This is a genomic window from Pseudomonas sp. X4 (assembly GCF_040784925.1).
In the GTDB taxonomy this organism is placed as follows: Bacteria; Pseudomonadota; Gammaproteobacteria; order Pseudomonadales; family Pseudomonadaceae; genus Aquipseudomonas; species Aquipseudomonas putida_Z.
The window spans coordinates 2,932,715-2,955,200 of sequence record NZ_CP160798.1 but is presented as its reverse complement, the minus strand read 5'-3'; the positions used below and the strand labels follow the sequence as shown (position 1 = coordinate 2,955,200).

At 57.8% G+C, this 22,486-nt stretch carries 33 protein-coding genes; 1 reads left to right on the top strand and 32 read right to left on the bottom strand.

Going from position 1 to position 22,486, the window contains the following annotated elements:
• The first annotated feature begins 63 nt into the window (after positions 1–63).
• Positions 64–2,898, top strand: coding sequence for an excinuclease ABC subunit UvrA (gene uvrA / locus ABX298_RS13100; RefSeq protein WP_025337492.1), 2,835 nt, complete (start codon positions 64–66; stop codon positions 2,896–2,898).
• Positions 2,899–3,033: 135 nt separating this feature from the next.
• Here uvrA and bfr read toward each other — a convergent pair whose 3' ends face one another.
• From bfr to fusA, 32 genes are all read right to left on the bottom strand, one after another.
• Positions 3,034–3,498, bottom strand: a complete 465-nt coding sequence (gene bfr / locus ABX298_RS13095; RefSeq protein WP_003257116.1) for a bacterioferritin — start codon at positions 3,496–3,498, stop codon at positions 3,034–3,036.
• Between the two features lie 163 nt (positions 3,499–3,661).
• On the bottom strand, positions 3,662–5,101 hold the full coding sequence (locus tag ABX298_RS13090; RefSeq protein ID WP_075044430.1) for a catalase: 1,440 nt from the start codon (positions 5,099–5,101) through the stop codon (positions 3,662–3,664).
• 172 nt (positions 5,102–5,273) lie between these two features.
• Complete coding sequence (gene rplQ, locus ABX298_RS13085) at positions 5,274–5,660, bottom strand: 50S ribosomal protein L17 (RefSeq protein WP_003255451.1); 387 nt, start codon at positions 5,658–5,660, stop codon at positions 5,274–5,276.
• A gap of 42 nt (positions 5,661–5,702) precedes the next feature.
• Positions 5,703–6,704, bottom strand: coding sequence for a DNA-directed RNA polymerase subunit alpha (gene rpoA / locus ABX298_RS13080; protein ID WP_003255452.1), 1,002 nt, complete (start codon positions 6,702–6,704; stop codon positions 5,703–5,705).
• Between the two features lie 22 nt (positions 6,705–6,726).
• Positions 6,727–7,347, bottom strand: a complete 621-nt coding sequence (rpsD, locus tag ABX298_RS13075) for a 30S ribosomal protein S4 (RefSeq protein WP_003257114.1) — start codon at positions 7,345–7,347, stop codon at positions 6,727–6,729.
• Positions 7,348–7,362: 15 nt separating this feature from the next.
• A complete protein-coding gene (gene rpsK, locus ABX298_RS13070) occupies positions 7,363–7,752 on the bottom strand; it encodes a 30S ribosomal protein S11 (RefSeq protein ID WP_003255454.1) in 390 nt (129 codons plus the stop codon).
• Positions 7,753–7,770: 18 nt separating this feature from the next.
• The gene (gene rpsM, locus ABX298_RS13065; protein WP_003257112.1) at positions 7,771–8,127 is read right to left on the bottom strand and encodes a 30S ribosomal protein S13; all 357 of its coding nucleotides are present in this window, start codon (positions 8,125–8,127) and stop codon (positions 7,771–7,773) included.
• Positions 8,128–8,258: 131 nt separating this feature from the next.
• A complete protein-coding gene (gene rpmJ, locus ABX298_RS13060; RefSeq protein WP_002555468.1) occupies positions 8,259–8,375 on the bottom strand; it encodes a 50S ribosomal protein L36 in 117 nt (38 codons plus the stop codon).
• 28 nt (positions 8,376–8,403) lie between these two features.
• Positions 8,404–9,735: a preprotein translocase subunit SecY gene (gene secY / locus ABX298_RS13055; RefSeq protein ID WP_003257108.1), complete on the bottom strand. Its 1,332-nt coding sequence runs from the start codon at positions 9,733–9,735 to the stop codon at positions 8,404–8,406.
• Positions 9,736–10,170 (bottom strand): 50S ribosomal protein L15, encoded by a 435-nt coding sequence (gene rplO, locus ABX298_RS13050; RefSeq protein ID WP_003257107.1) that lies wholly within the window; start codon positions 10,168–10,170, stop codon positions 9,736–9,738.
• Between the two features lie 3 nt (positions 10,171–10,173).
• The gene (gene rpmD / locus ABX298_RS13045; protein WP_003255463.1) at positions 10,174–10,350 is read right to left on the bottom strand and encodes a 50S ribosomal protein L30; all 177 of its coding nucleotides are present in this window, start codon (positions 10,348–10,350) and stop codon (positions 10,174–10,176) included.
• Positions 10,351–10,352: 2 nt separating this feature from the next.
• Positions 10,353–10,853, bottom strand: a complete 501-nt coding sequence (gene rpsE / locus ABX298_RS13040) for a 30S ribosomal protein S5 (RefSeq protein WP_003255465.1) — start codon at positions 10,851–10,853, stop codon at positions 10,353–10,355.
• A 3-nt stretch (positions 10,854–10,856) separates the two neighbouring features.
• A complete protein-coding gene (rplR, locus tag ABX298_RS13035; protein ID WP_009397496.1) occupies positions 10,857–11,207 on the bottom strand; it encodes a 50S ribosomal protein L18 in 351 nt (116 codons plus the stop codon).
• Between the two features lie 10 nt (positions 11,208–11,217).
• Positions 11,218–11,751, bottom strand: a complete 534-nt coding sequence (gene rplF, locus ABX298_RS13030; protein WP_009681972.1) for a 50S ribosomal protein L6 — start codon at positions 11,749–11,751, stop codon at positions 11,218–11,220.
• Between the two features lie 12 nt (positions 11,752–11,763).
• Positions 11,764–12,156, bottom strand: a complete 393-nt coding sequence (gene rpsH / locus ABX298_RS13025) for a 30S ribosomal protein S8 (protein WP_009681971.1) — start codon at positions 12,154–12,156, stop codon at positions 11,764–11,766.
• A gap of 209 nt (positions 12,157–12,365) precedes the next feature.
• Complete coding sequence (rpsN, locus tag ABX298_RS13020; protein WP_013970638.1) at positions 12,366–12,671, bottom strand: 30S ribosomal protein S14; 306 nt, start codon at positions 12,669–12,671, stop codon at positions 12,366–12,368.
• A 13-nt stretch (positions 12,672–12,684) separates the two neighbouring features.
• A complete protein-coding gene (gene rplE / locus ABX298_RS13015) occupies positions 12,685–13,224 on the bottom strand; it encodes a 50S ribosomal protein L5 (RefSeq protein WP_003257095.1) in 540 nt (179 codons plus the stop codon).
• A 20-nt stretch (positions 13,225–13,244) separates the two neighbouring features.
• Positions 13,245–13,559, bottom strand: coding sequence for a 50S ribosomal protein L24 (rplX, locus tag ABX298_RS13010; RefSeq protein ID WP_016715319.1), 315 nt, complete (start codon positions 13,557–13,559; stop codon positions 13,245–13,247).
• 11 nt (positions 13,560–13,570) lie between these two features.
• Complete coding sequence (gene rplN, locus ABX298_RS13005; RefSeq protein ID WP_002555479.1) at positions 13,571–13,939, bottom strand: 50S ribosomal protein L14; 369 nt, start codon at positions 13,937–13,939, stop codon at positions 13,571–13,573.
• Between the two features lie 23 nt (positions 13,940–13,962).
• Positions 13,963–14,229, bottom strand: a complete 267-nt coding sequence (rpsQ, locus tag ABX298_RS13000) for a 30S ribosomal protein S17 (protein ID WP_003255478.1) — start codon at positions 14,227–14,229, stop codon at positions 13,963–13,965.
• A gap of 2 nt (positions 14,230–14,231) precedes the next feature.
• Entirely contained in the window at positions 14,232–14,423 is a 192-nt protein-coding gene (rpmC, locus tag ABX298_RS12995) for a 50S ribosomal protein L29 (RefSeq protein WP_002555481.1), read from the bottom strand.
• Positions 14,423–14,836, bottom strand: a complete 414-nt coding sequence (gene rplP / locus ABX298_RS12990) for a 50S ribosomal protein L16 (RefSeq protein WP_003255479.1) — start codon at positions 14,834–14,836, stop codon at positions 14,423–14,425. The genes rpmC and rplP overlap by 1 nt, the downstream gene beginning before the upstream one ends.
• A gap of 12 nt (positions 14,837–14,848) precedes the next feature.
• Positions 14,849–15,535 carry a 30S ribosomal protein S3 gene (gene rpsC / locus ABX298_RS12985; RefSeq protein ID WP_003255481.1) on the bottom strand — a complete coding sequence of 229 codons (687 nt, stop codon included), beginning with the start codon at positions 15,533–15,535 and terminating at the stop codon, positions 14,849–14,851.
• A 13-nt stretch (positions 15,536–15,548) separates the two neighbouring features.
• Positions 15,549–15,881, bottom strand: a complete 333-nt coding sequence (gene rplV, locus ABX298_RS12980; RefSeq protein WP_003103908.1) for a 50S ribosomal protein L22 — start codon at positions 15,879–15,881, stop codon at positions 15,549–15,551.
• 11 nt (positions 15,882–15,892) lie between these two features.
• Positions 15,893–16,168, bottom strand: coding sequence for a 30S ribosomal protein S19 (gene rpsS, locus ABX298_RS12975; protein ID WP_003255482.1), 276 nt, complete (start codon positions 16,166–16,168; stop codon positions 15,893–15,895).
• Positions 16,169–16,184: 16 nt separating this feature from the next.
• On the bottom strand, positions 16,185–17,009 hold the full coding sequence (gene rplB / locus ABX298_RS12970; RefSeq protein WP_015268750.1) for a 50S ribosomal protein L2: 825 nt from the start codon (positions 17,007–17,009) through the stop codon (positions 16,185–16,187).
• 14 nt (positions 17,010–17,023) lie between these two features.
• Entirely contained in the window at positions 17,024–17,323 is a 300-nt protein-coding gene (gene rplW / locus ABX298_RS12965; protein WP_003255484.1) for a 50S ribosomal protein L23, read from the bottom strand.
• Positions 17,320–17,922 (bottom strand): 50S ribosomal protein L4, encoded by a 603-nt coding sequence (gene rplD, locus ABX298_RS12960; protein ID WP_008089819.1) that lies wholly within the window; start codon positions 17,920–17,922, stop codon positions 17,320–17,322. Before rplD ends, rplW begins: the two co-directional genes overlap by 4 nt.
• Before the next feature lie 12 nt (positions 17,923–17,934).
• Entirely contained in the window at positions 17,935–18,570 is a 636-nt protein-coding gene (gene rplC / locus ABX298_RS12955; protein WP_003257089.1) for a 50S ribosomal protein L3, read from the bottom strand.
• An 80-nt stretch (positions 18,571–18,650) separates the two neighbouring features.
• Positions 18,651–18,962, bottom strand: coding sequence for a 30S ribosomal protein S10 (gene rpsJ, locus ABX298_RS12950; protein ID WP_003186070.1), 312 nt, complete (start codon positions 18,960–18,962; stop codon positions 18,651–18,653).
• Positions 18,963–19,103: 141 nt separating this feature from the next.
• On the bottom strand, positions 19,104–20,297 hold the full coding sequence (gene tuf, locus ABX298_RS12945; protein WP_013970626.1) for an elongation factor Tu: 1,194 nt from the start codon (positions 20,295–20,297) through the stop codon (positions 19,104–19,106).
• Between the two features lie 27 nt (positions 20,298–20,324).
• The gene (gene fusA / locus ABX298_RS12940) at positions 20,325–22,472 is read right to left on the bottom strand and encodes an elongation factor G (RefSeq protein WP_075044429.1); all 2,148 of its coding nucleotides are present in this window, start codon (positions 22,470–22,472) and stop codon (positions 20,325–20,327) included.
• Positions 22,473–22,486: the final 14 nt, after the last annotated feature.

Sequence of the window (22,486 nt, the reverse complement as noted above, 5' to 3'; positions counted from 1 at the left end):
CTTTGCCGCGTACTGGCAGCGCGCCGTATACTTCCTTGTTTATGCCCGCCGAGCGAGGCCGCAGTGGACAAGATCCTGATTCGTGGGGCACGTACCCACAACCTGAAGAACATCGACCTGACCCTGCCCCGGGACAAGCTGATCGTGATCACCGGCCTGTCCGGTTCCGGCAAGTCGTCCCTGGCGTTCGACACCCTGTACGCCGAAGGCCAGCGCCGCTATGTGGAATCGCTGTCGGCCTACGCCCGGCAGTTCCTGTCGATGATGGAAAAGCCCGACGTCGATACCATCGAAGGCCTGTCGCCAGCCATTTCCATCGAGCAGAAGTCGACCTCGCACAACCCCCGCTCCACGGTCGGCACCATCACCGAAATCTACGACTATCTGCGCCTGCTGTACGCCCGCGTCGGCACCCCACGCTGCCCGGATCACGATATTCCGCTGGAGGCGCAAACGATAAGCCAGATGGTCGACCTGGTGCTGGAGCGCCCGGAAGGCAGCAAGTTGATGCTGCTGGCGCCGGTGGTGCGCGAGCGCAAGGGCGAGCACCTGGCAGTGTTCGACGAGCTGCGCGCCCAGGGCTTTGTGCGCGCCCGGGTCAACGGCAAGCTCTACGAACTCGACGAACTGCCCAAGCTGGACAAGCAGAAAAAACACAGCATCGATGTGGTGGTGGACCGTTTCAAGGTCCGCGCCGACCTGCAACAGCGCCTGGCCGAGTCGTTCGAGACCGCGCTCAAGCTGGCCGACGGCATCGCCCTGGTGGCACCGATGGATGACGAACAAGGCGAAGAGACGATCTTCTCCGCGCGTTTCGCCTGCCCGGTCTGTGGCCATGCCATCAGCGAGCTGGAGCCGAAGCTGTTCTCCTTCAACAACCCCGCTGGCGCCTGCCCGACCTGCGATGGCCTGGGGGTGAAGCAGTTCTTCGACACCAAGCGCCTGGTCAATGCCGAGCTCACCTTGGCCGAAGGCGCGATCCGCGGCTGGGACCGGCGCAACGTGTACTACTTCCAGATGCTCGGCTCGCTGGCCGCGCATTACGGCTTCAGCCTGGAGGAACCATTCGGCCAGCTTTCGGCCGAGCACCAGAAGGTGATCCTTCAGGGCAGCGGCAAGCAGAGCGTCGACTTCAAGTACCTCAACGACCGTGGCGACATCGTCAAGCGCTCGCACCCGTTCGAAGGCATCGTGCCGAACCTGGAGCGCCGCTACCGCGAGACCGAGTCGGCCACCGTGCGCGAAGAACTGGCCAAATTCCTCGGCACCCAGCCCTGCCCGGATTGCCGCGGCACCCGCCTGCGCCGTGAGGCAAGGCACGTGTGGGTGGGCGAAAAAACCCTGCCGGCGGTGACCAACCTGCCTATCGGTGAAGCCAGCAACTATTTCGGCGAGCTGACCCTGACCGGTCGCCGTGGCGAGATTGCGGCGAAGATCCTAAAGGAAATCTGCGAGCGCCTGCAGTTCCTGGTCAACGTCGGTCTCGACTATCTCACCCTGGACCGCAGCGCCGATACCCTGTCCGGTGGTGAAGCGCAGCGTATCCGCCTGGCCAGCCAGATCGGCGCTGGCCTGGTGGGAGTGATGTACATCCTCGATGAGCCGTCCATCGGCCTTCATCAGCGTGACAATGACCGCCTGCTGGCCACCCTCAACCACCTGCGCGACCTGGGCAACACGGTGATCGTGGTGGAACACGACGAGGACGCCATCCGCCTGGCCGACTACGTGGTGGACATCGGCCCGGGAGCCGGGGTGCACGGTGGGCAGATCGTTGCCGAGGGCTCGCCGCAGGAGGTCATGGAGCACCCCGACTCGCTGACCGGCAAGTACTTGTCCGGGCGCAAGAAGATCGTCGTGCCGGCCAAGCGCACGCCGCGCAACAAGAAGCTGCAACTCAAGCTCAAGGGCGCGCGTGGCAACAACCTGCAAAACGTCGACCTGGAAGTCCCGATCGGCCTGCTGACCTGCGTGACCGGGGTGTCCGGCTCGGGCAAGTCGACGCTGATCAACAACACCCTGTTCCCACTGGCCGCCACCGCCCTGAATGGCGCAAGCAGCCTGGAAGCGGCGCCGCATGCCAGCATGGATGGCCTGCAGCACCTGGACAAGGTGGTGGATATCGACCAGAGCCCGATCGGCCGTACCCCTCGCTCTAACCCGGCAACCTACACCGGCATCTTCACCCCGATCCGCGAGCTGTTCTCCGGTGTGCCGGAATCGCGTTCGCGCGGCTATGGTCCGGGGCGTTTCTCGTTCAACGTCAAGGGGGGCCGTTGCGAGGCCTGCCAGGGCGATGGCCTGATCAAGGTGGAGATGCACTTCCTGCCGGACATCTACGTGCCGTGCGACGTGTGCAAGAGCAAGCGCTACAACCGCGAAACCCTGGAGATCAAGTACAAGGGCAAGAACATTCACGAGGTGCTGGAGATGACCATCGAGGATGCCCGCGAGTTCTTCGACGCAGTGCCGGCGCTGGCGCGCAAGCTGCAGACGTTGATGGATGTGGGGCTGTCGTACATCAAGCTGGGGCAGTCGGCGACCACCCTGTCGGGTGGTGAGGCCCAGCGAGTCAAGCTATCGCGCGAACTGTCCAAGCGTGACACCGGCAAGACCCTGTACATCCTCGATGAGCCGACCACGGGCCTGCACTTTGCCGATATCCAGCAGTTGCTGGACGTGCTGCATCGCCTGCGCGACCACGGCAATACCGTGGTGGTGATCGAGCACAACCTGGATGTGATCAAGACCGCGGACTGGCTGGTGGATCTGGGGCCGGAGGGTGGCTCGAAAGGTGGGCAGATCATTGCCTGCGGTACGCCAGAAGAACTGAGTACGATGAAACAGTCGTATACCGGGCACTACCTGAAACCGTTGCTGGAGCGGGATCGGGCGTAAGGCCCTGGGGGCGCTTTGCGCCCCTTTCGCGACACAAGGCCGCTCCTACAGGCGATCGCGTAATCTCCGGATTGACGCGTTCAAATGTAGGAGCGGCCTTGTGTCGCGATAGGGCTGCAAAGCAGCCCCAGGCTTTTACATCTGCGACTGCAGGTAATTCTCGAGGCCAATGGCCTTGATCAGCCCCTGCTGCTTCTCCAGCCAGTAGGTGTGATCTTCTTCGGTATCAGCCAACTGAGCGCGCAGGATGTCGCGGCTGATGTAGTCCTTGTGCAACTCGCACAGCTCGATGCCTTTGCACAGCGCGCCGCGTACCTTGTACTCGAGCTTGAGGTCAGCCTCGATCATTTCCGGCACGGTGCTGCCCACTTCCAGGTCGTCCGCGCGCATGTCAGGGGTGCCTTCGAGCATGAGGATGCGACGCATAAGGGCATCTGCGTGCTGCGTCTCTTCTTCCATTTCGTGGTTGATGCGCTCGTAGAGCTTGGACAGGCCCCAGTCTTCGTACATACGCGAGTGAATGAAGTACTGGTCACGCGCCGCCAGTTCGCCCTTCAGCAGCGTAACGAGGTAGTTGATTACGTCCGGGTGACCTTGCATCGCCCTGCTTCTCCATGGGAAAACGTCTATGCCACATAGTGTGAACCAGCTTTTGCCTGTGGTCACTGAAAACCGCGCAATTAGAAGCAAAAAATCGGTTAAACAGTAGTGATATTCATTGAAAAACCGCCCAAATGAGGGCGGTTCTTCTTATCACTTCGACTTAGGCGAGATTGACGCCCAAGGCCTTGGCAACCCCTTCGCCATAGGCAGGATCGGCCTTGAAGAAGTATTGCAGCTGACGCTGGATCACGTCTTCGCTTACGCCTGCCATGGTGCCGGCAATGTTGTTTATCAGCAGGGCTTTCTGCTCATCGTTCATCAGGCGGAACAGCGCGCCGGCGTGGCTGTAGTAGTCGGTGTCTTCGCGGTGGTCGTAACGGTCTGCGGAACCATTCAGGGCCAGCGCAGGCTCGGCGTGGCGTGGCGACTGCTTCGGTGCATCGCTGTAGCTGTTGGGCTCATAGTTCGGCGCGCTGCCGTAACTGCCAGCGGCCATGGATCCATCACGCTGGTAGCTGTTGACCGGGCAACGTGGTGCGTTCACCGGCAGCTGCTGGTGGTTGGTACCCACCCGGTAGCGATGCGCGTCGGCGTAGGCGAATACCCGCCCTTGCAGCATGCGGTCCGGCGACAGGCCAACACCCGGCACCATGTTGCTCGGGCCAAACGCAGCTTGCTCGACCTCGGCAAAGTAGTTGAGCGGGTTACGGTTGAGCTCCAGCACGCCCACTTCAATCAGCGGGTAGTCCTTCTGCGACCAGGTCTTGGTCACGTCGAAGGGGTTTTCGTCGCGGCTGGCAGCCTCGGCTTCGCTCATCACTTGGATGCATACGGTCCAGCGTGGGTAATCGCCCCGCTCGATGGCTTCGAACAGGTCGCGCTGGGCGTAGTCCGGGTCAGTACCTGCCAGGCGCGCGGCATCTGCCGGTGCGAGGTTCTTGATGCCTTGCTGGGTCTTGAAGTGCCATTTGACCCAGGTGCGTTCACCCTTGGCATTGATCAGGCTGTAGGTATGGCTACCGAAACCGTGCATGTGGCGGTAGCCGTCCGGAATGCCGCGATCGGAGAACAGAATGGTGACCTGATGCAGCGCCTCGGGAGAGTGCGACCAGAAGTCCCACATCATCTGAGCGTTCTTCAGGTTGGATTGCGGGTGACGCTTCTGGGTGTGGATAAAGTCCGGAAACTTCAGTGGGTCGCGGATGAAGAACACCGGCGTGTTGTTGCCGACGATGTCCCAGTTGCCCTCCTCGGTGTAGAACTTGACGGCAAAACCACGGGGATCGCGCTCGGTATCAGCGGAGCCACGCTCACCACCAACGGTGGAGAAGCGCAGGAAGGTTTCGGTCTGCTTGCCAACCTGTTCAAACAACTTGGCACTGGTGTAATCGGTGATATCGCGGGTGACGGTAAAGGTGCCGTAGGCACCCGAGCCTTTTGCGTGTACGCGGCGCTCAGGAATGTTCTCGCGGTTGAAGTGGGCGAGCTTCTCGATCAGGTGGAAGTCGTCGAGCAGCAGCGGGCCGCGCGGGCCGGCGGAACGGGAATTCTGGTTGTCTGCTACAGGTGCACCGCTGGCGGTGGTGAGAATCTTGCTCATGGGCTCTCCTTATCGGTCTTCAAGCGCCGGCTAATCGGCTCTGGAGAGAGTATTGACGAGCAAGGTTACAAGAACAAATGCATTACATGACTTGTATCAATAGAAATAAACAATACATCCTGAAACAAAAAACCGGGCACTAGGCCCGGTTCTTTGTAGCAGACAGAACGTCTTACTCAGCAGCTTCTACAGCACCGCCGACCGGACGATCAACCAGCTCGACGTACGCCATAGGAGCGTTGTCGCCAGCGCGGAAACCGCACTTCAGGATGCGCAGGTAGCCGCCCTGACGGGTGGCGTAACGCTTGCCCAGGTCGTTGAACAGCTTGCCAACAGCGGACTTCGAACGGGTACGATCGAAGGCCAGACGGCGGTTAGCTACGCTGTCTTCCTTGGCCAGGGTGATCAGCGGCTCGGCAACGCGGCGCAGTTCCTTGGCTTTCGGCAGGGTGGTTTTGATCAGCTCGTGCTCGATCAGCGACACTGCCATGTTCTGGAACATAGCCTTGCGGTGAGAGCTGGTACGGCTCAGGTGACGTCCACTTTTACGATGACGCATGATTCATTCCTTACCAAACACTACGTTCGGTGATTACGACGATCAGGCGGTCGCCTTGTCGTCTTTCTTAAGACTTGCAGGCGGCCAGTTGTCGAGGCGCATGCCGAGAGACAGACCACGAGAGGCCAGGACGTCCTTGATTTCAGTCAGGGACTTCTTGCCCAGGTTAGGAGTCTTCAACAGCTCTACTTCGGTACGCTGAATCAGGTCGCCGATGTAGTAGATGTTCTCCGCCTTGAGGCAGTTGGCCGAACGTACAGTCAGTTCCAGGTCGTCAACCGGACGCAGCAGGATCGGATCGATCTCGTCTTCCTGCTCGACTACGACAGGCTCGCTGTCACCTTTGAGGTCGACGAACGCGGCCAGCTGCTGTTGCAGGATGGTCGCAGCGCGGCGGATAGCCTCTTCAGGATCCAGGGTGCCGTTGGTTTCCAGATCAATGACCAGCTTGTCCAGGTTGGTACGTTGTTCAACACGGGCGTTCTCGACCACATAGGCGATACGACGCACCGGGCTGAACGAAGCGTCCAACTGCAGACGGCCAATGCTACGGCTTTCGTCTTCGTCGGTTTGACGGGAGTCGGCCGGCTCGTAACCACGACCACGAGCTACAGTGAGCTTCATGTTCAGGGCGCCGTTCGACGCCAGGTTCGCGATTACGTGATCGGGGTTGACGATCTCGACATCGTGATCCAGCTGAATATCGGCAGCGGTAACCACCCCCGAACCCTTTTTCGACAAGGTCAGCGTAACTTCGTCACGACCGTGCAGTTTGATAGCCAGGCCTTTCAGGTTCAACAGGATTTCAATGACGTCTTCCTGAACACCTTCGATCGCGGAGTACTCGTGGAGTACGCCGTCGATCTCGGCCTCGACTACTGCACAGCCAGGCATGGAGGACAACAGGATGCGGCGCAGCGCGTTGCCCAGGGTATGGCCGAAACCACGCTCGAGAGGCTCGAGCGTAATCTTGGCGCGGGTCGGACTGACTACCTGCACATCAATGTGGCGGGGAGTCAGGAACTCATTTACCGAAATCTGCATGGATGCACCTATTTTCTAGCCCTTACTTGGAGTAGAGCTCGACAATCAGGTTCTCGTTGATGTCGGCAGACAGGTCGCTGCGAGCAGGAACGTTCTTGAAAACGCCCGACTTTTTAGCAGCATCCACGTCAACCCACTCAACGCGGCCACGCTGGGCGCACAGTTCAAGGGCTTGAACAATGCGCAGCTGGTTCAGCGACTTCTCGCGAACCGCGACCACGTCACCCGGACGAACTTGGTAGGATGGAATGTTTACAGTCTTACCGTTGACGCTGATCGCTTTGTGCGAAACCAGCTGACGGGACTCGGAACGAGTCGAGCCGAAGCCCATACGGTAGACGACGTTATCCAGACGGCACTCGAGCAGTTGCAGCAGGTTTTCACCGGTTGCGCCTTTTTTCGAGGCTGCAGCCTGGTAGTAACCGCGGAACTGACGCTCCAGAACACCGTAGATACGACGAACTTTTTGCTTCTCGCGCAGCTGGGTACCGTAGTCGGACTGACGGCCACGGCGCTGGCCGTGGATACCTGGGGCTGCTTCGATGTTGCACTTCGATTCCAGAGCGCGAACGCCGCTCTTCAGGAACAGGTCAGTGCCTTCACGACGAGACAGTTTGCATTTTGGACCAATGTAACGTGCCATTTATCTGTCTCCTGATTACACGCGACGCTTCTTCGGCGGACGGCACCCGTTGTGCGGGATTGGCGTCACGTCGGTGATGCTGGCGATCTTGTAGCCGCAGCTGTTCAGTGCACGAACGGCGGACTCACGACCTGGACCTGGACCCTTGACGTTTACGTCGAGGTTCTTCAGACCGTATTCCAGCGCAGCTTGACCAGCACGCTCAGCAGCGATCTGGGCTGCGAACGGGGTGGATTTGCGCGAACCACGGAAACCCGAACCACCGGAGGTCGCCCAGGACAAAGCGTTGCCCTGACGGTCGGTGATGGTCACGATGGTGTTGTTGAAAGAGGCATGGATGTGGGCGATGCCATCAACCACTGTCTTTTTGACTTTCTTACGAGGACGAGCAGCAGGTTTTGCCATGTCTATATTCCTGGGCGATTACTTGCGGATCGGCTTACGCGGGCCCTTACGGGTGCGTGCGTTGGTCTTGGTGCGCTGACCGCGAACCGGCAGACCTTTACGATGACGCAGGCCGCGGTAGCAGCCCAGGTCCATCAAGCGCTTGATCTTCATGTTGATGTCACGACGCAGGTCACCTTCGGTGGTGAACTTCGCGACTTCGCCACGCAGGGTTTCGATTTGCTCGTCGCTCAGATCCTTGATCTTAGCGGCTGGGTTTACACCAGCGTCTGCACAGATCTTCTGTGCAGTAGTGCGACCGACACCATAGATGTAGGTCAGCGAGATAACAGCATGCTTGTTATCTGGAATGTTGACGCCTGCAATACGGGCCATTCAGTGGGACTCCAATTGACAGCTACCTACGCCCCGGAAGCCAAGAAATAGGGCGCGAGATAATATCGCTGTAGAAACGAATAATCAACCCAGCAGCACACTAGCTGCTGGGTTTGAAGCGCAGATCACACTCAGCCTTGGCGCTGTTTGTGACGCGGTTCCGCGCTGCAGATCACTCGTACGACGCCTTCGCGACGGATGATCTTGCAGTTACGGCACAGCTTTTTCACCGATGCACGAACTTTCATTACCGACTCCTCGAACCTTAGGGGCGTATCAGCGCAGCAGACCGCTGCCACCGTAGCCTTTCAGGTTGGCTTTCTTCATCAGGGATTCGTACTGGTGCGAAACGAGGTGCGATTGTACTTGGGACATGAAGTCCATCACAACCACTACCACAATCAGCAACGAGGTCCCGCCAAGGTAGAACGGCACATTTGCAGCCACCACCAGGAACTGGGGCAGAAGGCAGACGGCCATCATGTAAAGAGCACCGAACATGGTCAGACGGGTCAGAACGCCATCAATGTAGCGTGCCGACTGCTCACCAGGACGGATACCCGGAATAAAGGCACCGGACTTCTTCAGGTTTTCCGCTACGTCTTTCGGGTTGAACATCAGCGCTGTGTAGAAGAAGCAGAAGAAAATGATCCCTGCACTAAACAGCAGAATGTTCAACGGCTGACCAGGAGCGATCGACTGCGAGATGTCCTGCAGCCAGCCCATACCTTCGGACTGACCGAACCAGGCACCCAGCGAAGCCGGGAACAGCAGAATGCTGCTCGCGAAAATGGCCGGGATAACCCCCGCCATGTTCACCTTCAGCGGCAAGTGGCTGGTCTGCGCAGCGAAGACCTTGCGGCCCTGCTGACGCTTGGCGTAGTGAACGGCGATACGACGCTGACCACGCTCAATGAACACCACGAAGCCGATAATCGCTACTGCCAGCAAACCGATAGCGACCAGGGCGAAAATGTTGATATCGCCTGTGCGTGCAGACTCGAAAGACTGCCCGATTGCTCTCGGAAGACCGGCAACGATACCCGCGAAGATCAACATCGAGATACCGTTGCCCACACCGCGCTCGGTGATCTGCTCGCCCAGCCACATCATGAACATCGCGCCCGCCACGAAGGTGGAGACGGCAACGACATGGAAGCCCAGGCCTACAGAAAACGCCACGCCCTGGTTGGCCAGGCCAATGGACATGCCAATGGCTTGAACCAGTGCCAGGATAACGGTGCCGTAGCGGGTGTACTGGCTGATCTTGCGACGGCCAGCTTCACCTTCCTTCTTCAACTGCTCCAGTTGCGGGCTGACCGCCGTCATCAACTGCATGATGATCGATGCCGAGATGTACGGCATGATCCCCAGTGCAAAGATGCTCATGCGCTCGAGCGCGCCACCGGAAAACATGTTGAACAAGCTAAGAATGGTCCCCTCATTCTGCCGAAACAGATCCGCCAGACGGTCTGGATTGATGCCAGGAACCGGGATATGCGCACCTATCCGATAGACGATGATCGCCATGAACAGAAAGCGCAGACGAGCCCAGAGTTCCGACATCCCGCCCTTACCGAGCGAAGAGAGAGCACCTTGCTTAGCCATTTATTCCTCGAACTTGCCGCCAGCTGCTTCGATAGCCGCACGCGCACCCTTGGTGGCTGCGATACCCTTGATGGTGACTGCGCGAGTGACTTCGCCAGACAGCATGATTTTCACGCGCTGTACGTTCTGGCCGATCACGTTGGCATCCTTCAGGGATTGCACGGAGATCACGTCGCCTTCCACCTTGGCCAGCTCGGACAGACGCACTTCGGCGCGGTCCATGGCTTTCAGGGAAACGAAGCCGAACTTCGGCAGACGACGGTGCAGCGGCTGTTGACCGCCTTCGAAGCCAGGAGCGATCGAACCACCCGAACGGGAAGTCTGACCTTTGTGGCCACGGCCGCCGGTCTTACCCAGACCGCTACCGATACCACGACCTGGACGATGCTTCTCGCGACGGGAACCCGGCGCTGGACTCAGATCATTGAGTTTCATCGATTAACCCTCGACCTTCAGCATGTAGTAAGCCTTGTTGATCATCCCGCGGTTTTCGGGAGTATCCTGGACTTCTACAGTGTGACCGATGCGACGCAGACCCAGGCCCTTAACGCACAGCTTGTGGTTAGGCAGACGGCCCGAGACGCTCTTGATCAGCGTTACTTTTACGGTTGCCATGATCAGAAGATCTCCTCGACGCTCTTGCCGCGCTTGGCAGCAATGGATTCAGGAGATTGCATGGCTTTCAGACCCTTGAAGGTGGCGTAAACCACGTTCACTGGGTTGGTCGAACCGTAGCACTTGGCCAGAACGTTCTGAACACCAGCAACTTCCAGGACAGCACGCATTGCGCCACCGGCGATGATACCGGTACCTTCCGAGGCAGGCTGCATGTAAACCTTCGAGGCGCCGTGGGCAGCCTTGGTGGCGTACTGCAGGGTGGTGCCCTTCAGGTCAACCTGGATCATGTTGCGGCGAGCAGCTTCCATGGCTTTCTGGATCGCGGCAGGTACTTCGCGCGACTTGCCACGGCCGAAGCCAACACGACCTTTACCATCACCTACCACGGTCAGCGCGGTGAAGGTGAAGATACGGCCGCCTTTTACGGTTTTGGCAACGCGGTTAACTTGAACCAGCTTCTCGATGTAGCCTTCGTCGCGCTTTTGATCGTTATTTGCCATAACTTAGAACTCCAGCCCGCCTTCACGAGCAGCATCAGCCAGCGCTTTGACGCGGCCATGGTACTTGAAGCCGGAACGGTCAAAGGCAACTTGAGATACACCGGCGGCTTTCGCACGCTCAGCTACCAGCTTGCCAACCTTAGTGGCCGCGTCGATGTTGCCAGTGGCGCCATCACGCAGTTCTTTGTCCAAGGTCGAGGCGCTTGCCAGAACCTTGCTGCCGTCGGCCGAAATGACCTGGGCGTAGATGTGCTGCGAGGAGCGGAACACGCACAGGCGCACGACTTCGAGTTCGTGCATCTTGAGACGTGCTTTGCGAGCGCGACGCAGTCGAGTAACTTTTTTGTCGGTCATTTGCTAGGCCCTACTTCTTCTTGGCTTCTTTACGACGGACTACTTCGTCCGCGTAACGCACACCCTTGCCTTTGTAAGGCTCTGGCGGACGGAAGTCGCGGATTTCAGCGGCCACCTGACCCACCAGCTGCTTGTCGATACCCTTGATCAGGATGTCGGTCTGGCTTGGGGTTTCAGCGGTGATACCGGCTGGCAGTTCGTAGTCCACTGGGTGCGAGAAGCCCAGGGCCAGGTTCAGGACGGTGCCCTTGGCCTGTGCCTTGTAACCAACACCGACCAGCTGGAGCTTGCGCTCGAAGCCTTGGCTTACGCCCTGGACCATGTTGTTCACCAGAGCGCGGGTGGTACCGGCCATGGCGCGAGCTTGCTGGTCACCGTTGCGAGCGACGAAACGCAGCTCGCCAGACTCTTCGGTAACTTCAACAGACGAGTGAACGTTCAGTTCGAGAGTGCCTTTGGCACCCTTCACCGAAAGCTGCTGGCCGGCGAATTTGACTTCGACGCCTGCTGGCAGCTTAACGGGGTTCTTAGCGACGCGAGACATGCCTATCTCCCCTTAGAACACTGTGCACAGAACTTCGCCGCCGACACCGGCAGCGCGTGCAGCGCGATCAGTCATCACACCTTTGTTGGTGGAGACGATAGACACGCCCAGACCGCCACGTACTTTCGGCAGTTCTGCGACGGACTTGTACTGGCGCAGGCCTGGACGGCTGGAGCGCTTCAGTTCCTCGATGACCGGACGGCCTTCGAAGTACTTCAGTTCGATCGACAGGGAAGGCTTGGCCTCACCAGTTACCTGGTAGCCGGCGATGTAACCTTCGTCTTTCAGAACTTTGGCAACCGCGACCTTCAGGGTGGAGGAAGGCATGCTTACGACGGACTTTTCAGCCATCTGGGCATTACGGATGCGAGTTAGCATGTCCGCTAACGGGTCCTGCATACTCATGGGCTAGATGCTCCTGATACAAGAATTATTAGCCTTGCGGCTATCACAACCACCCGAGCGGACAGGGCAAAAAACCCAGGCTCAGGTGAGCCGGTCATTCTAGACACAAGGTAGAAACGAAACAAGCCCCATATAGGGGCTTGTTTGTTGGCGAGGTCACCGGCGGTCGGAAGATTGCTCCCCTTCCGCCGGGATCCAGCCTGCAGCGATTACCAGGAGGCCTTGACCAGACCTGGTACGTCACCGCGCATTGCAGCTTGACGCAGCATGTTACGGCCCAGGCCGAACTTACGGTATACACCGTGAGGACGACCGGTCAGGCGGCAACGGTTGCGCAGACGCGAAGCGGAGGCATCACGTGGCTGCTTCTGCAGGGCGACAACGGCAGCGAAACGCTCTTCAGGAGAGGCGTTCAGGTTGACGATGGTCGCTTTCAGCTCGGCACGCTTTTTGGCGTACTTGGCTACCGTGAGCTGACGCTTCAGCTCGCGGTTTTTCATGCTCTTCTTGGCCATTTTCCTACTCCAATCAGTTGCGGAACGGGAACTTGAAAGCACGCAGCAGAGCGCGGCCTTCGTCGTCCGAACGAGCAGTGGTGGTCAGGGTGATGTCCAAACCGCGCAGAGCATCGATCTTGTCGTAGTCGATTTCCGGGAAGATGATCTGCTCTTTCACGCCCATGCTGTAGTTGCCACGGCCATCGAAGGACTTGGCATTCAGGCCGCGGAAGTCGCGAACCCGAGGCAGGGAGATCGCCAGCAGGCGGTCCAGGAATTCGTACATCTTGTCGCGACGCAGGGTCACCTTGACACCGATCGGCCAGCCTTCACGGACTTTGAAGCCCGCGATGGATTTACGAGCGAAAGTCACGACCGGCTTTTGACCGGTGATCTTTTCCAGGTCGGCAACAGCGTGCTCGATGACTTTCTTGTCGCCGATCGCTTCGCCCAGACCCATGTTCAGGGTGATCTTGGTAACGCGCGGAACTTCCATCACGTTCGACAGCTTAAGTTCTTCCTTAAGCTTAGGAGCGATTTCGTTCCGGTAAATCTCTTTCAGTCGTGCCATGGTCTTCTACCTAGCAGTGTTCAAGCATCAACCGCTTTTTGGGTCGACTTGAAGACACGAATTTTTTTACCGTCTTCTACTTTGAAACCAACGCGGTCAGCCTTGTTGGTTTCGCCGTTGAAGATGGCAACGTTGGAAGCGTGCAGAGGCGCTTCTTTTTCGACGATACCGCCCTGTACGCCCGCCATCGGGTTAGGCTTGGTATGACGCTTGACCAGGTTCACACCACCAACGACCAGACGGTCATCAGCCAGAACCTTCAGCACCTTACCGCGCTTACCTTTGTCTTTGCCGGCGATCACGATGATCTCGTCGTCACGACGAATCTTTTGCATGTCGGATCTCCTTACAGCACTTCAGGGGCGAGCGAGACGATCTTCATGAACTTCTCAGTACGAAGTTCACGGGTCACTGGCCCGAAGATGCGAGTGCCGATCGGCTCTTGCTTGTTGTTCAGCAGAACAGCAGCGTTGCCGTCGAAACGAATGATGGAACCGTCAGCGCGACGAACACCGTGACGGGTGCGCACGACAACAGCGGTCATCACTTGGCCTTTCTTGACCTTACCGCGCGGAATTGCTTCCTTGACGGTTACCTTGATGATGTCACCGATGCCGGCGTAACGGCGGTGCGAACCGCCGAGCACCTTGATGCACATGACGCGACGAGCGCCGCTGTTATCGGCCACATCGAGCATGGATTGAGTCTGAATCATAAAATTTCTCCGACCCCTAGCCCTTAGACTTCAACAGCGCGTTCGAGGACTTCAACCAGTGCCCAGGACTTGGTCTTGGCCAGCGGACGGGTTTCACGGATGGAAACCTTGTCGCCGATCTTGCACTGGTTGGCTTCGTCGTGCGCGTGCAGCTTAGTCGAACGCTTAACGTATTTACCGTAGATCGGGTGCTTTACGCGACGCTCGATCAGAACGGTGATGGTCTTGTCCATTTTGTCGCTGACGACACGGCCAGTCAGCGTACGGACGGTTTTTTCAGCTTCAGCCATGATCACTTACCTGCCTGCTGGTTGAGCACAGTTTTCACGCGAGCGATGTCACGCTTAACTTGCGAGAGCAGGTGCGACTGCCCCAACTGGCCAGTTGCTTTCTGCATACGCAGATTGAACTGGTCGCGCAGCAAGCCGAGCAGTTGCTCATTCAGTTGCTGTGCCGATTTTTCACGAAGTTCATTCGCTTTCATCACATCACCGTCCGCTTAACAAAGGAGGTGGCGAGAGGCAGCTTTGCAGCAGCCAGGGCGAAAGCTTCGCGCGCCAGCTCTTCAGAAACACCCTCGATTTCATACAGGACTTTGCCTGGCTGAATCTGGGCAACCCAGTATTCCACGGAACCCTTACCTTTACCCATACGAACCTCGAGAGGCTTCTTGGAGATCGGCTTGTCCGGGAACACACGGATCCAGATCTTACCGCCACGTTTTACGTGACGGGTCAGCGCACGACGTGCGGACTCGATCTGGCGAGCGGTGAGGCGACCGCGAGCAACAGCTTTCAGGGCGAATTCGCCGAAGCTGACTTTGCTACCGCGCAGTGCCAGACCACGGTTGTGGCCAGTCATCTGCTTGCGGAATTTTGTACGCTTTGGTTGCAACATTTGGCGTACCCCTTACTTAGCAGCTTTTTTACGAGGCGCTGGTGCTTGTGGTTTCAGTTCTTCTTGGCGACCACCAATAACTTCGCCTTTGAAGATCCAAACCTTCACACCGATCACACCGTAAGTGGTGTGAGCTTCGTAGGTGTTGTAGTCGATATCGGCACGCAGGGTGTGCAGAGGCACACGACCTTCGCGATACCACTCGGTACGAGCAATCTCAGCACCGCCGAGACGACCGCTCACCTGGATCTTGATGCCCTTGGCACCAATACGCATGGCGTTCTGTACGGCGCGCTTCATGGCGCGACGGAACATTACGCGGCGTTCCAGCTGCTGAGCTACGCTCTGCGCAACCAGCATAGCGTCGAGTTCCGGCTTGCGGATCTCTTCGATGTTGATGTGCACAGGCACACCCATCTGCTTGGTCAGGTCCTGACGCAGCTTCTCGACATCTTCACCTTTCTTACCGATAACGATACCGGGACGAGCGGTGTGGATGGTGATGCGTGCAGTTTGAGCCGGACGATGAATATCGATACGGCTTACGGACGCGCTTTTTAGTTTGTCCTGGAGGTACTCACGCGTTTTCAGATCCTTCAACAGGTAATCTGCGTAAGTAGCACCGTCTGCGTACCAGACGGAGGTGTGCTCCTTGACGATTCCCAGGCGAATGCCAGTGGGATGTACTTTCTGACCCATCTGATCGACTCCGTTACTTGTCCGCAACCTTGACAGTGATATGGCAAGACCGCTTGACGATGCGATCAGCACGGCCTTTGGCACGTGGCATGATGCGCTTCAGCGAACGCCCTTCGTTGACGAAAACGGTGGAGACCTTCAGGTCATCAACGTCTGCGCCTTCGTTGTGTTCGGCGTTGGCAACGGCCGACTCGAGGACTTTCTTCATGATTTCAGCGGCTTTTTTGCTGCTGAAGGCCAACAGGTTGAGCGCTTCGCCCACCTTCTTCCCGCGGATCTGGTCGGCGACCAAGCGGGCTTTCTGGGCGGAGATGCGAGCGCCCGACAACTTAGCGGCTACTTCCATTTCCTTACCCCTTAACGCTTGGCTTTCTTGTCAGCCACGTGCCCGCGATAGGTGCGGGTACCGGCGAACTCGCCCAGTTTGTGGCCGACCATGTCTTCGTTCACCAGAACTGGGACATGTTGACGACCGTTGTGTACCGCGATGGTCAGACCGACCATTTGTGGCAGGATCATCGAACGGCGCGACCAGGTTTTAACTGGCTTGCGATCGTTCTTCTCCACCGCCACTTCGACCTTCTTCAGCAGGTGAAGATCGATAAAAGGACCTTTTTTCAGAGAACGTGGCACTGTCGTATCCCTCTAGTTACTTGCGACGACGGACGATCATGTTGTCGGTACGCTTATTACCACGGGTCTTCGCACCCTTGGTTGGGAAGCCCCATGGCGATACCGGATGACGACCACCGGAGGTACGACCTTCACCACCACCATGTGGGTGGTCAACCGGGTTCATGGCAACACCACGAACGGTTGGGCGAACGCCGCGCCAGCGTTTGGCACCAGCTTTACCCAGCGAACGCAGGCTGTGCTCGGAGTTCGAGACTTCGCCCAGGGTCGCACGGCACTCAGCCAGCACTTTACGCATCTCACCGGAACGCAGACGCAGAGTCACGTAGACGCCTTCACGAGCGATCAGCTGAGCCGAAGCACCAGCGGAACGAGCGATCTGAGCACCTTTACCCGGCTTCAGTTCGATGCCGTGAATGGTGCTACCTACTGGGATATTGCGCAGCTGCAGGGAGTTACCGGCCTTGATTGGGGCCAGGGCACCTGCGATCAGCTGGTCGCCAGCGCTCACGCCTTTAGGGGCGATGATGTAGCGACGCTCACCGTCTGCGTAGCACAGCAGGGCGATGTGAGCAGTACGGTTCGGGTCGTATTCGATACGCTCGACAGTGGCTGGGATGCCATCTTTGTCGTTGCGACGGAAGTCGACCAGACGGTAATGCTGCTTATGACCACCACCAACGTGACGAGTGGTGATGCGGCCATTGTTGTTACGACCACCAGACTTCGATTTCTTCTCGATCAGCGGTGCGTGAGGAGCGCCTTTGTGCAGCTCCTGGTTGACCACCTTGACCACGAAACGGCGGCCAGGGGAAGTCGGTTTGCATTTAACGATTGCCATGATGCACCCCTTCCTTACTCAGCACTGCTGCTGAAATCGAGATCTTGGCCTGGCTGAAGGGAGACGATCGCCTTCTTCCAGTCATTACGCTTGCCCAGACCACGTGCGGTACGCTTGGTTTTACCCAGAACGTTAACAGTCGACACGTTTTCAACTTTTACGTTGAACAGGCCTTCGACAGCTTTCTTGATTTCCAGCTTGGTTGCATCAGTAGCAACCTTGAATACGAACTGGCCTTTTTTCTCAGCCAGAACGGTAGCCTTCTCGGAAACGTGCGGGCCAAGGAGGACTTTGAATACGCGTTCCTGGTTCATCCCAGCAGCTCCTCGAATTTCTTCACGGCCGAGACAGTGATCAACACTTTCTCGTATGCGATCAGACTGACCGGGTCGGAACCTTGTACGTCACGTACGTCGACGTGCGGCAGGTTGCGAGCAGCCAGGTACAGGTTCTGATCAACAGCGTCGGAAACGATCAGTACGTCGTTCAGACCCATGCCGTTCAGCTTGTTCAGCAGATCTTTGGTTTTCGGTGCTTCAACAGCGAAGTCCTGAACCACGACCAGACGGTCGCTACGCACCAGCTCAGCGAGGATGGAGCGCAGGGCTGCGCGATACATCTTCTTGTTGAGCTTCTGCGAGTGATCTTGAGGGCGAGCTGCGAAGGTTACACCACCGCCACGCCAGATCGGACCACGAGTGGTACCAGCACGAGCACGGCCAGTACCCTTCTGACGCCATGGGCGCTTACCGCCACCAGCCACGTCGGAACGGGTCTTCTGCTGCTTGGTGCCCTGACGGCCGCCGGCCATGTAGGCCACGACTGCTTGGTGTACCAGCGTCTCGTTGAATTCGCCACCGAAAGTCAGTTCGGAAACTTCGATCGCCTGAGCGTCATTTACATTGAGTTGCATGTCAGTTTCCCCTTAACCGCGAGCCTTGACAGCTGGACGTACAACCACGTCGCCGCCAGTAGCGCCTGGAACGGCACCCTTGACCAGCAGCAGGTTGCGCTCAGCGTCTACGCGAACTACTTCCAGGGACTGAACAGTCACGCGCTCGGCGCCCATGTGACCGGACATTTTCTTGCCCTTGAACACACGACCAGGAGTCTGGCACTGGCCGATGGAACCTGGGACACGGTGCGACACGGAGTTACCGTGGGTGTTGTCCTGGCCACGGAAGTTCCAGCGCTTGATGGTACCGGCGAAGCCTTTACCTTTGGACTGACCAGTAACGTCTACCAGCTGGCCTGCAGTGAAGAGTTCAGCTTTGATCAGATCGCCAGCCTGGAAATCGCCTTCTTCAAGACGGAACTCCCAGACACCGCGACCAGCGGCAACGTTGGCCTTGGCGAAGTGACCTGCCTGAGCGGCAGTCACACGCGAAGCACGACGCTCGCCGACAGTGACTTGCACTGCACGGTAGCCATCGGTTTCTTCAGTTTTGAACTGGGTGACACGATTCGGCTCGATCTCGATGACCGTGACCGGAATGGAGACACCTTCTTCGGTGAAAATGCGGGTCATACCGCACTTGCGACCGATTACACCAATAGTCATGTTGTAAACCTCATGAGTGTACGGGGCTTTCACCCGCTATGGCCGCCCATTTCAGAGCGTTACACGACCAGACCGAAGTCTTAGCCGAGGCTGATCTGTACTTCCACACCTGCCGCCAGATCAAGCTTCATCAGCGCGTCAACGGTTTTATCCGTTGGCTGGACGATGTCCAGAACACGCTTATGAGTGCGAATCTCGTACTGGTCACGCGCGTCTTTGTTGACGTGCGGGGAGACCAGAACGGTGAAACGCTCTTTGCGGGTAGGCAGTGGAATTGGACCACGCACTTGTGCACCAGTACGTTTCGCGGTTTCCACGATTTCCTGGGTGGATTGGTCGATCAGGCGATGGTCGAAAGCCTTCAACCTGATACGGATTTGCTGATTTTGCATTGGATTTCAGACTCCAGGCTGTTCCCAACGGACGCACTACGCCCGCTAAAAGGAGGCGTGATTCTATAGACGCCCCAATTTAGTGTCAACCCAATAAAAAAAACCCCCGCTGAGCGGGGGTTTTTTCAATCGGTCGAGTGATTACTCGATGATTTTGGCTACGACGCCGGCGCCGACGGTACGACCGCCTTCACGGATAGCGAAGCGCAGACCGTCTTCCATTGCGATGGTCTTGATCAGGGTAACAGTCATCTGAATGTTGTCACCTGGCATTACCATTTCAACGCCTTCCGGCAGTTCGCAGTTACCGGTCACGTCAGTGGTACGGAAGTAGAACTGAGGACGGTAGCCTTTGAAGAACGGAGTGTGACGACCGCCTTCTTCCTTCGACAGGACGTAGACTTCTGCGGTGAACTTGGTGTGCGGCTTGACCGAACCTGGCTTGACCAGAACCTGGCCACGCTCAACGTCGTCACGCTTGGTACCACGCAGCAGAACGCCGCAGTTCTCGCCAGCACGGCCTTCGTCCAGCAGCTTGCGGAACATCTCAACACCGGTGCAGGTGGTGGTGGTGGTGTCACGCAGACCAACGATTTCCAGCGGATCCTGAACGCGGACGATACCACGCTCGATACGACCGGTAACAACGGTACCACGACCCGAGATCGAGAATACGTCTTCGATCGGCATCAGGAACGGCTGGTCAACGGCACGAACTGGCTCAGGGATGTAGGCATCCAGAGTTTCTACCAGCTTCTTGACAGCGGTAGTACCCATTTCGTTGTCGTCTTTGCCTTCCAGGGCCATACGAGCCGAACCGATGATGATCGGGGTGTCGTCGCCTGGGAAGTCGTAGGTGGACAGCAGGTCGCGAACTTCCATCTCGACCAGTTCCAGCAGCTCGGCGTCGTCTACCAGGTCAGCCTTGTTCAGGAAGACCACGATGTAAGGAACGCCTACCTGACGGGACAGCAGGATGTGCTCACGGGTTTGTGGCATCGGACCATCGGCGGCCGAGCAAACCAGGATCGCGCCGTCCATCTGGGCAGCACCGGTGATCATGTTCTTCACGTAGTCAGCGTGACCTGGGCAGTCAACGTGAGCGTAGTGACGAATGTTCGAGTTGTACTCGACGTGAGCGGTGTTGATGGTGATACCGCGCGCTTTTTCTTCCGGAGCCGAGTCGATCTTGTCGAACTCAACGACTGCCGAACCGAAAACTTCGGAGCAGACGCGAGTCAGAGCTGCGGTCAGAGTGGTCTTACCGTGGTCAACGTGGCCGATGGTGCCGACGTTAACGTGGGGAAGGGAACGATCAAATTTTTCTTTAGCCACGACAGTGAACCTCTTGCCTAAAGGGGATTAGCCTTGTTTTTTAACGAGTGCTTCGACGATGTTCGACGGAGCTTCGGCGTATTTGGAGAATTCCATGGAGTAGCTTGCGCGACCCTGAGACATGGAACGAACGTCGGTTGCGTAACCGAACATTTCTCCGAGCGGAACTTCAGCGCGGACGACACGGCCAGAGACCGACTCATCCATACCCTGGACCAGACCACGACGACGGTTCAGGTCACCCATCACGTCACCCAGGTAGTCTTCCGGGGTTACAACTTCGACCTTCATGATCGGCTCGAGAACCACGCCACCGCCCTTCTGGGCCAGTTGCTTGGTTGCCATCGAAGCAGCGATCTTGAACGCCATTTCGTTGGAGTCGACGTCGTGGTACGAACCGTCGAATACCGCGGCCTTCAGGCCGATCAGAGGATAGCCGGCAACAACGCCGTTCTTCATCTGCTCTTCGATACCCTTCTGGATCGCAGGGATGTATTCCTTAGGAATCACACCACCAACGACTTCGTTGGCAAACACCAGACCTTCGGTGATGTTGCCCTTGTCGTCCTGATCCGGCTCCGAGAAACGGATCCAGCAGTGACCGAACTGACCACGGCCGCCCGACTGACGAACGAACTTGCCTTCGATCTCGACGTTGGACTTGGTGATCTTCTCGCGGTACGAAACCTGCGGCTTGCCGATGTTGGCTTCGACGTTGAACTCGCGCTTCATGCGGTCAACGAGGATGTCCAGGTGCAGCTCACCCATACCGGAGATGATGGTCTGACCAGTTTCTTCGTCGGTCTTGACGCGGAACGACGGGTCTTCCTGGGCCAGCTTGCCCAGTGCGATACCCATCTTCTCCTGGTCAGCCTTGGTTTTCGGCTCTACGGAGAGCGAAATCACAGGCTCTGGGAAGTCCATACGCTCGAGGATGATCGGCTTGTCGGCGTTGCACAGGGTGTCACCAGTGGTGACGTCCTTCATGCCGATCAGAGCGGCGATATCGCCCGCACGTACTTCTTTGATCTCTTCACGCTGGTTGGCGTGCATCTGCACCATACGACCAACGCGCTCTTTCTTGCCCTTGACCGAGTTGATGACGGAGTCACCGGAGGTCAGGAAGCCCGAGTAAACGCGAACGAAGGTCAGAGTACCAACGAACGGGTCGGTGGCAATCTTGAACGCCAGAGCCGAGAACGGCTCGTTGTCGTCAGCGTGACGCTCGTCGAACTGCTCAGGCTTGACTTCGTCCTTCGGCACGTCGATCAGGTCAGGGTGGATACCCTTGATCGCCGGGATTTCGGTCGGAGCAGGCAGGAAGTCGATCACGGCGTCGAGAACCAGGGGAACGCCCTTGTTCTTGAACGACGAACCGCAGACAGCCGGAACGATCTCGCTGGCCAGGGTGCGCGCGCGCAGGCCTGCCTTGATTTCCTCGACGGTCAGCTCACCTTCTTCAAGGTACTTGTTCATCAGCTCTTCGCTGGCTTCGGCGGCGGCTTCAACCATGTTGTTGCGCCACTCGTTAGCCAGCTCGACCATATCCGCAGGAATTTCTTCCTCGCGGTAGGTGGTGCCCTTGTCGTCTTCGTTCCAGTAGATGGCTTTCATCTTGATCAGGTCGACCTGACCCTGGAAGTCGTCTTCTGCACCAATAGCCAGCTGGACCGGAACCGGGGTGTGACCCAGGCGGTTCTTGATCTGGCCGACAACGCGCAGGAAGTTGGCACCAGCACGGTCCATCTTGTTCACGTATACAACACGTGGAACGCCGTACTTGTTGGCCTGACGCCATACGGTTTCGGACTGCGGCTCAACGCCGGAGGTACCGCAGAACACAACGACCGCGCCGTCGAGTACACGCAGCGAACGCTCTACTTCAATGGTGAAGTCAACGTGGCCGGGGGTATCGATGACGTTTACGCGGTAGTTGTCGTACTGACCACGGGAACCTTTCCAGAAGGTGGTAACGGCAGCGGAGGTAATGGTGATACCGCGCTCCTGCTCCTGCACCATCCAGTCGGTGGTCGCGGCGCCGTCGTGCACCTCGCCCATCTTGTGGCTCAGACCTGTGTAGAACAGGATCCGCTCGGTAGTGGTAGTCTTGCCCGCGTCAACGTGGGCGCAGATACCGATGTTACGGTAGCGGTTAATTGCTGTAGTACGAGCCATAAAGCCCTCGCAAA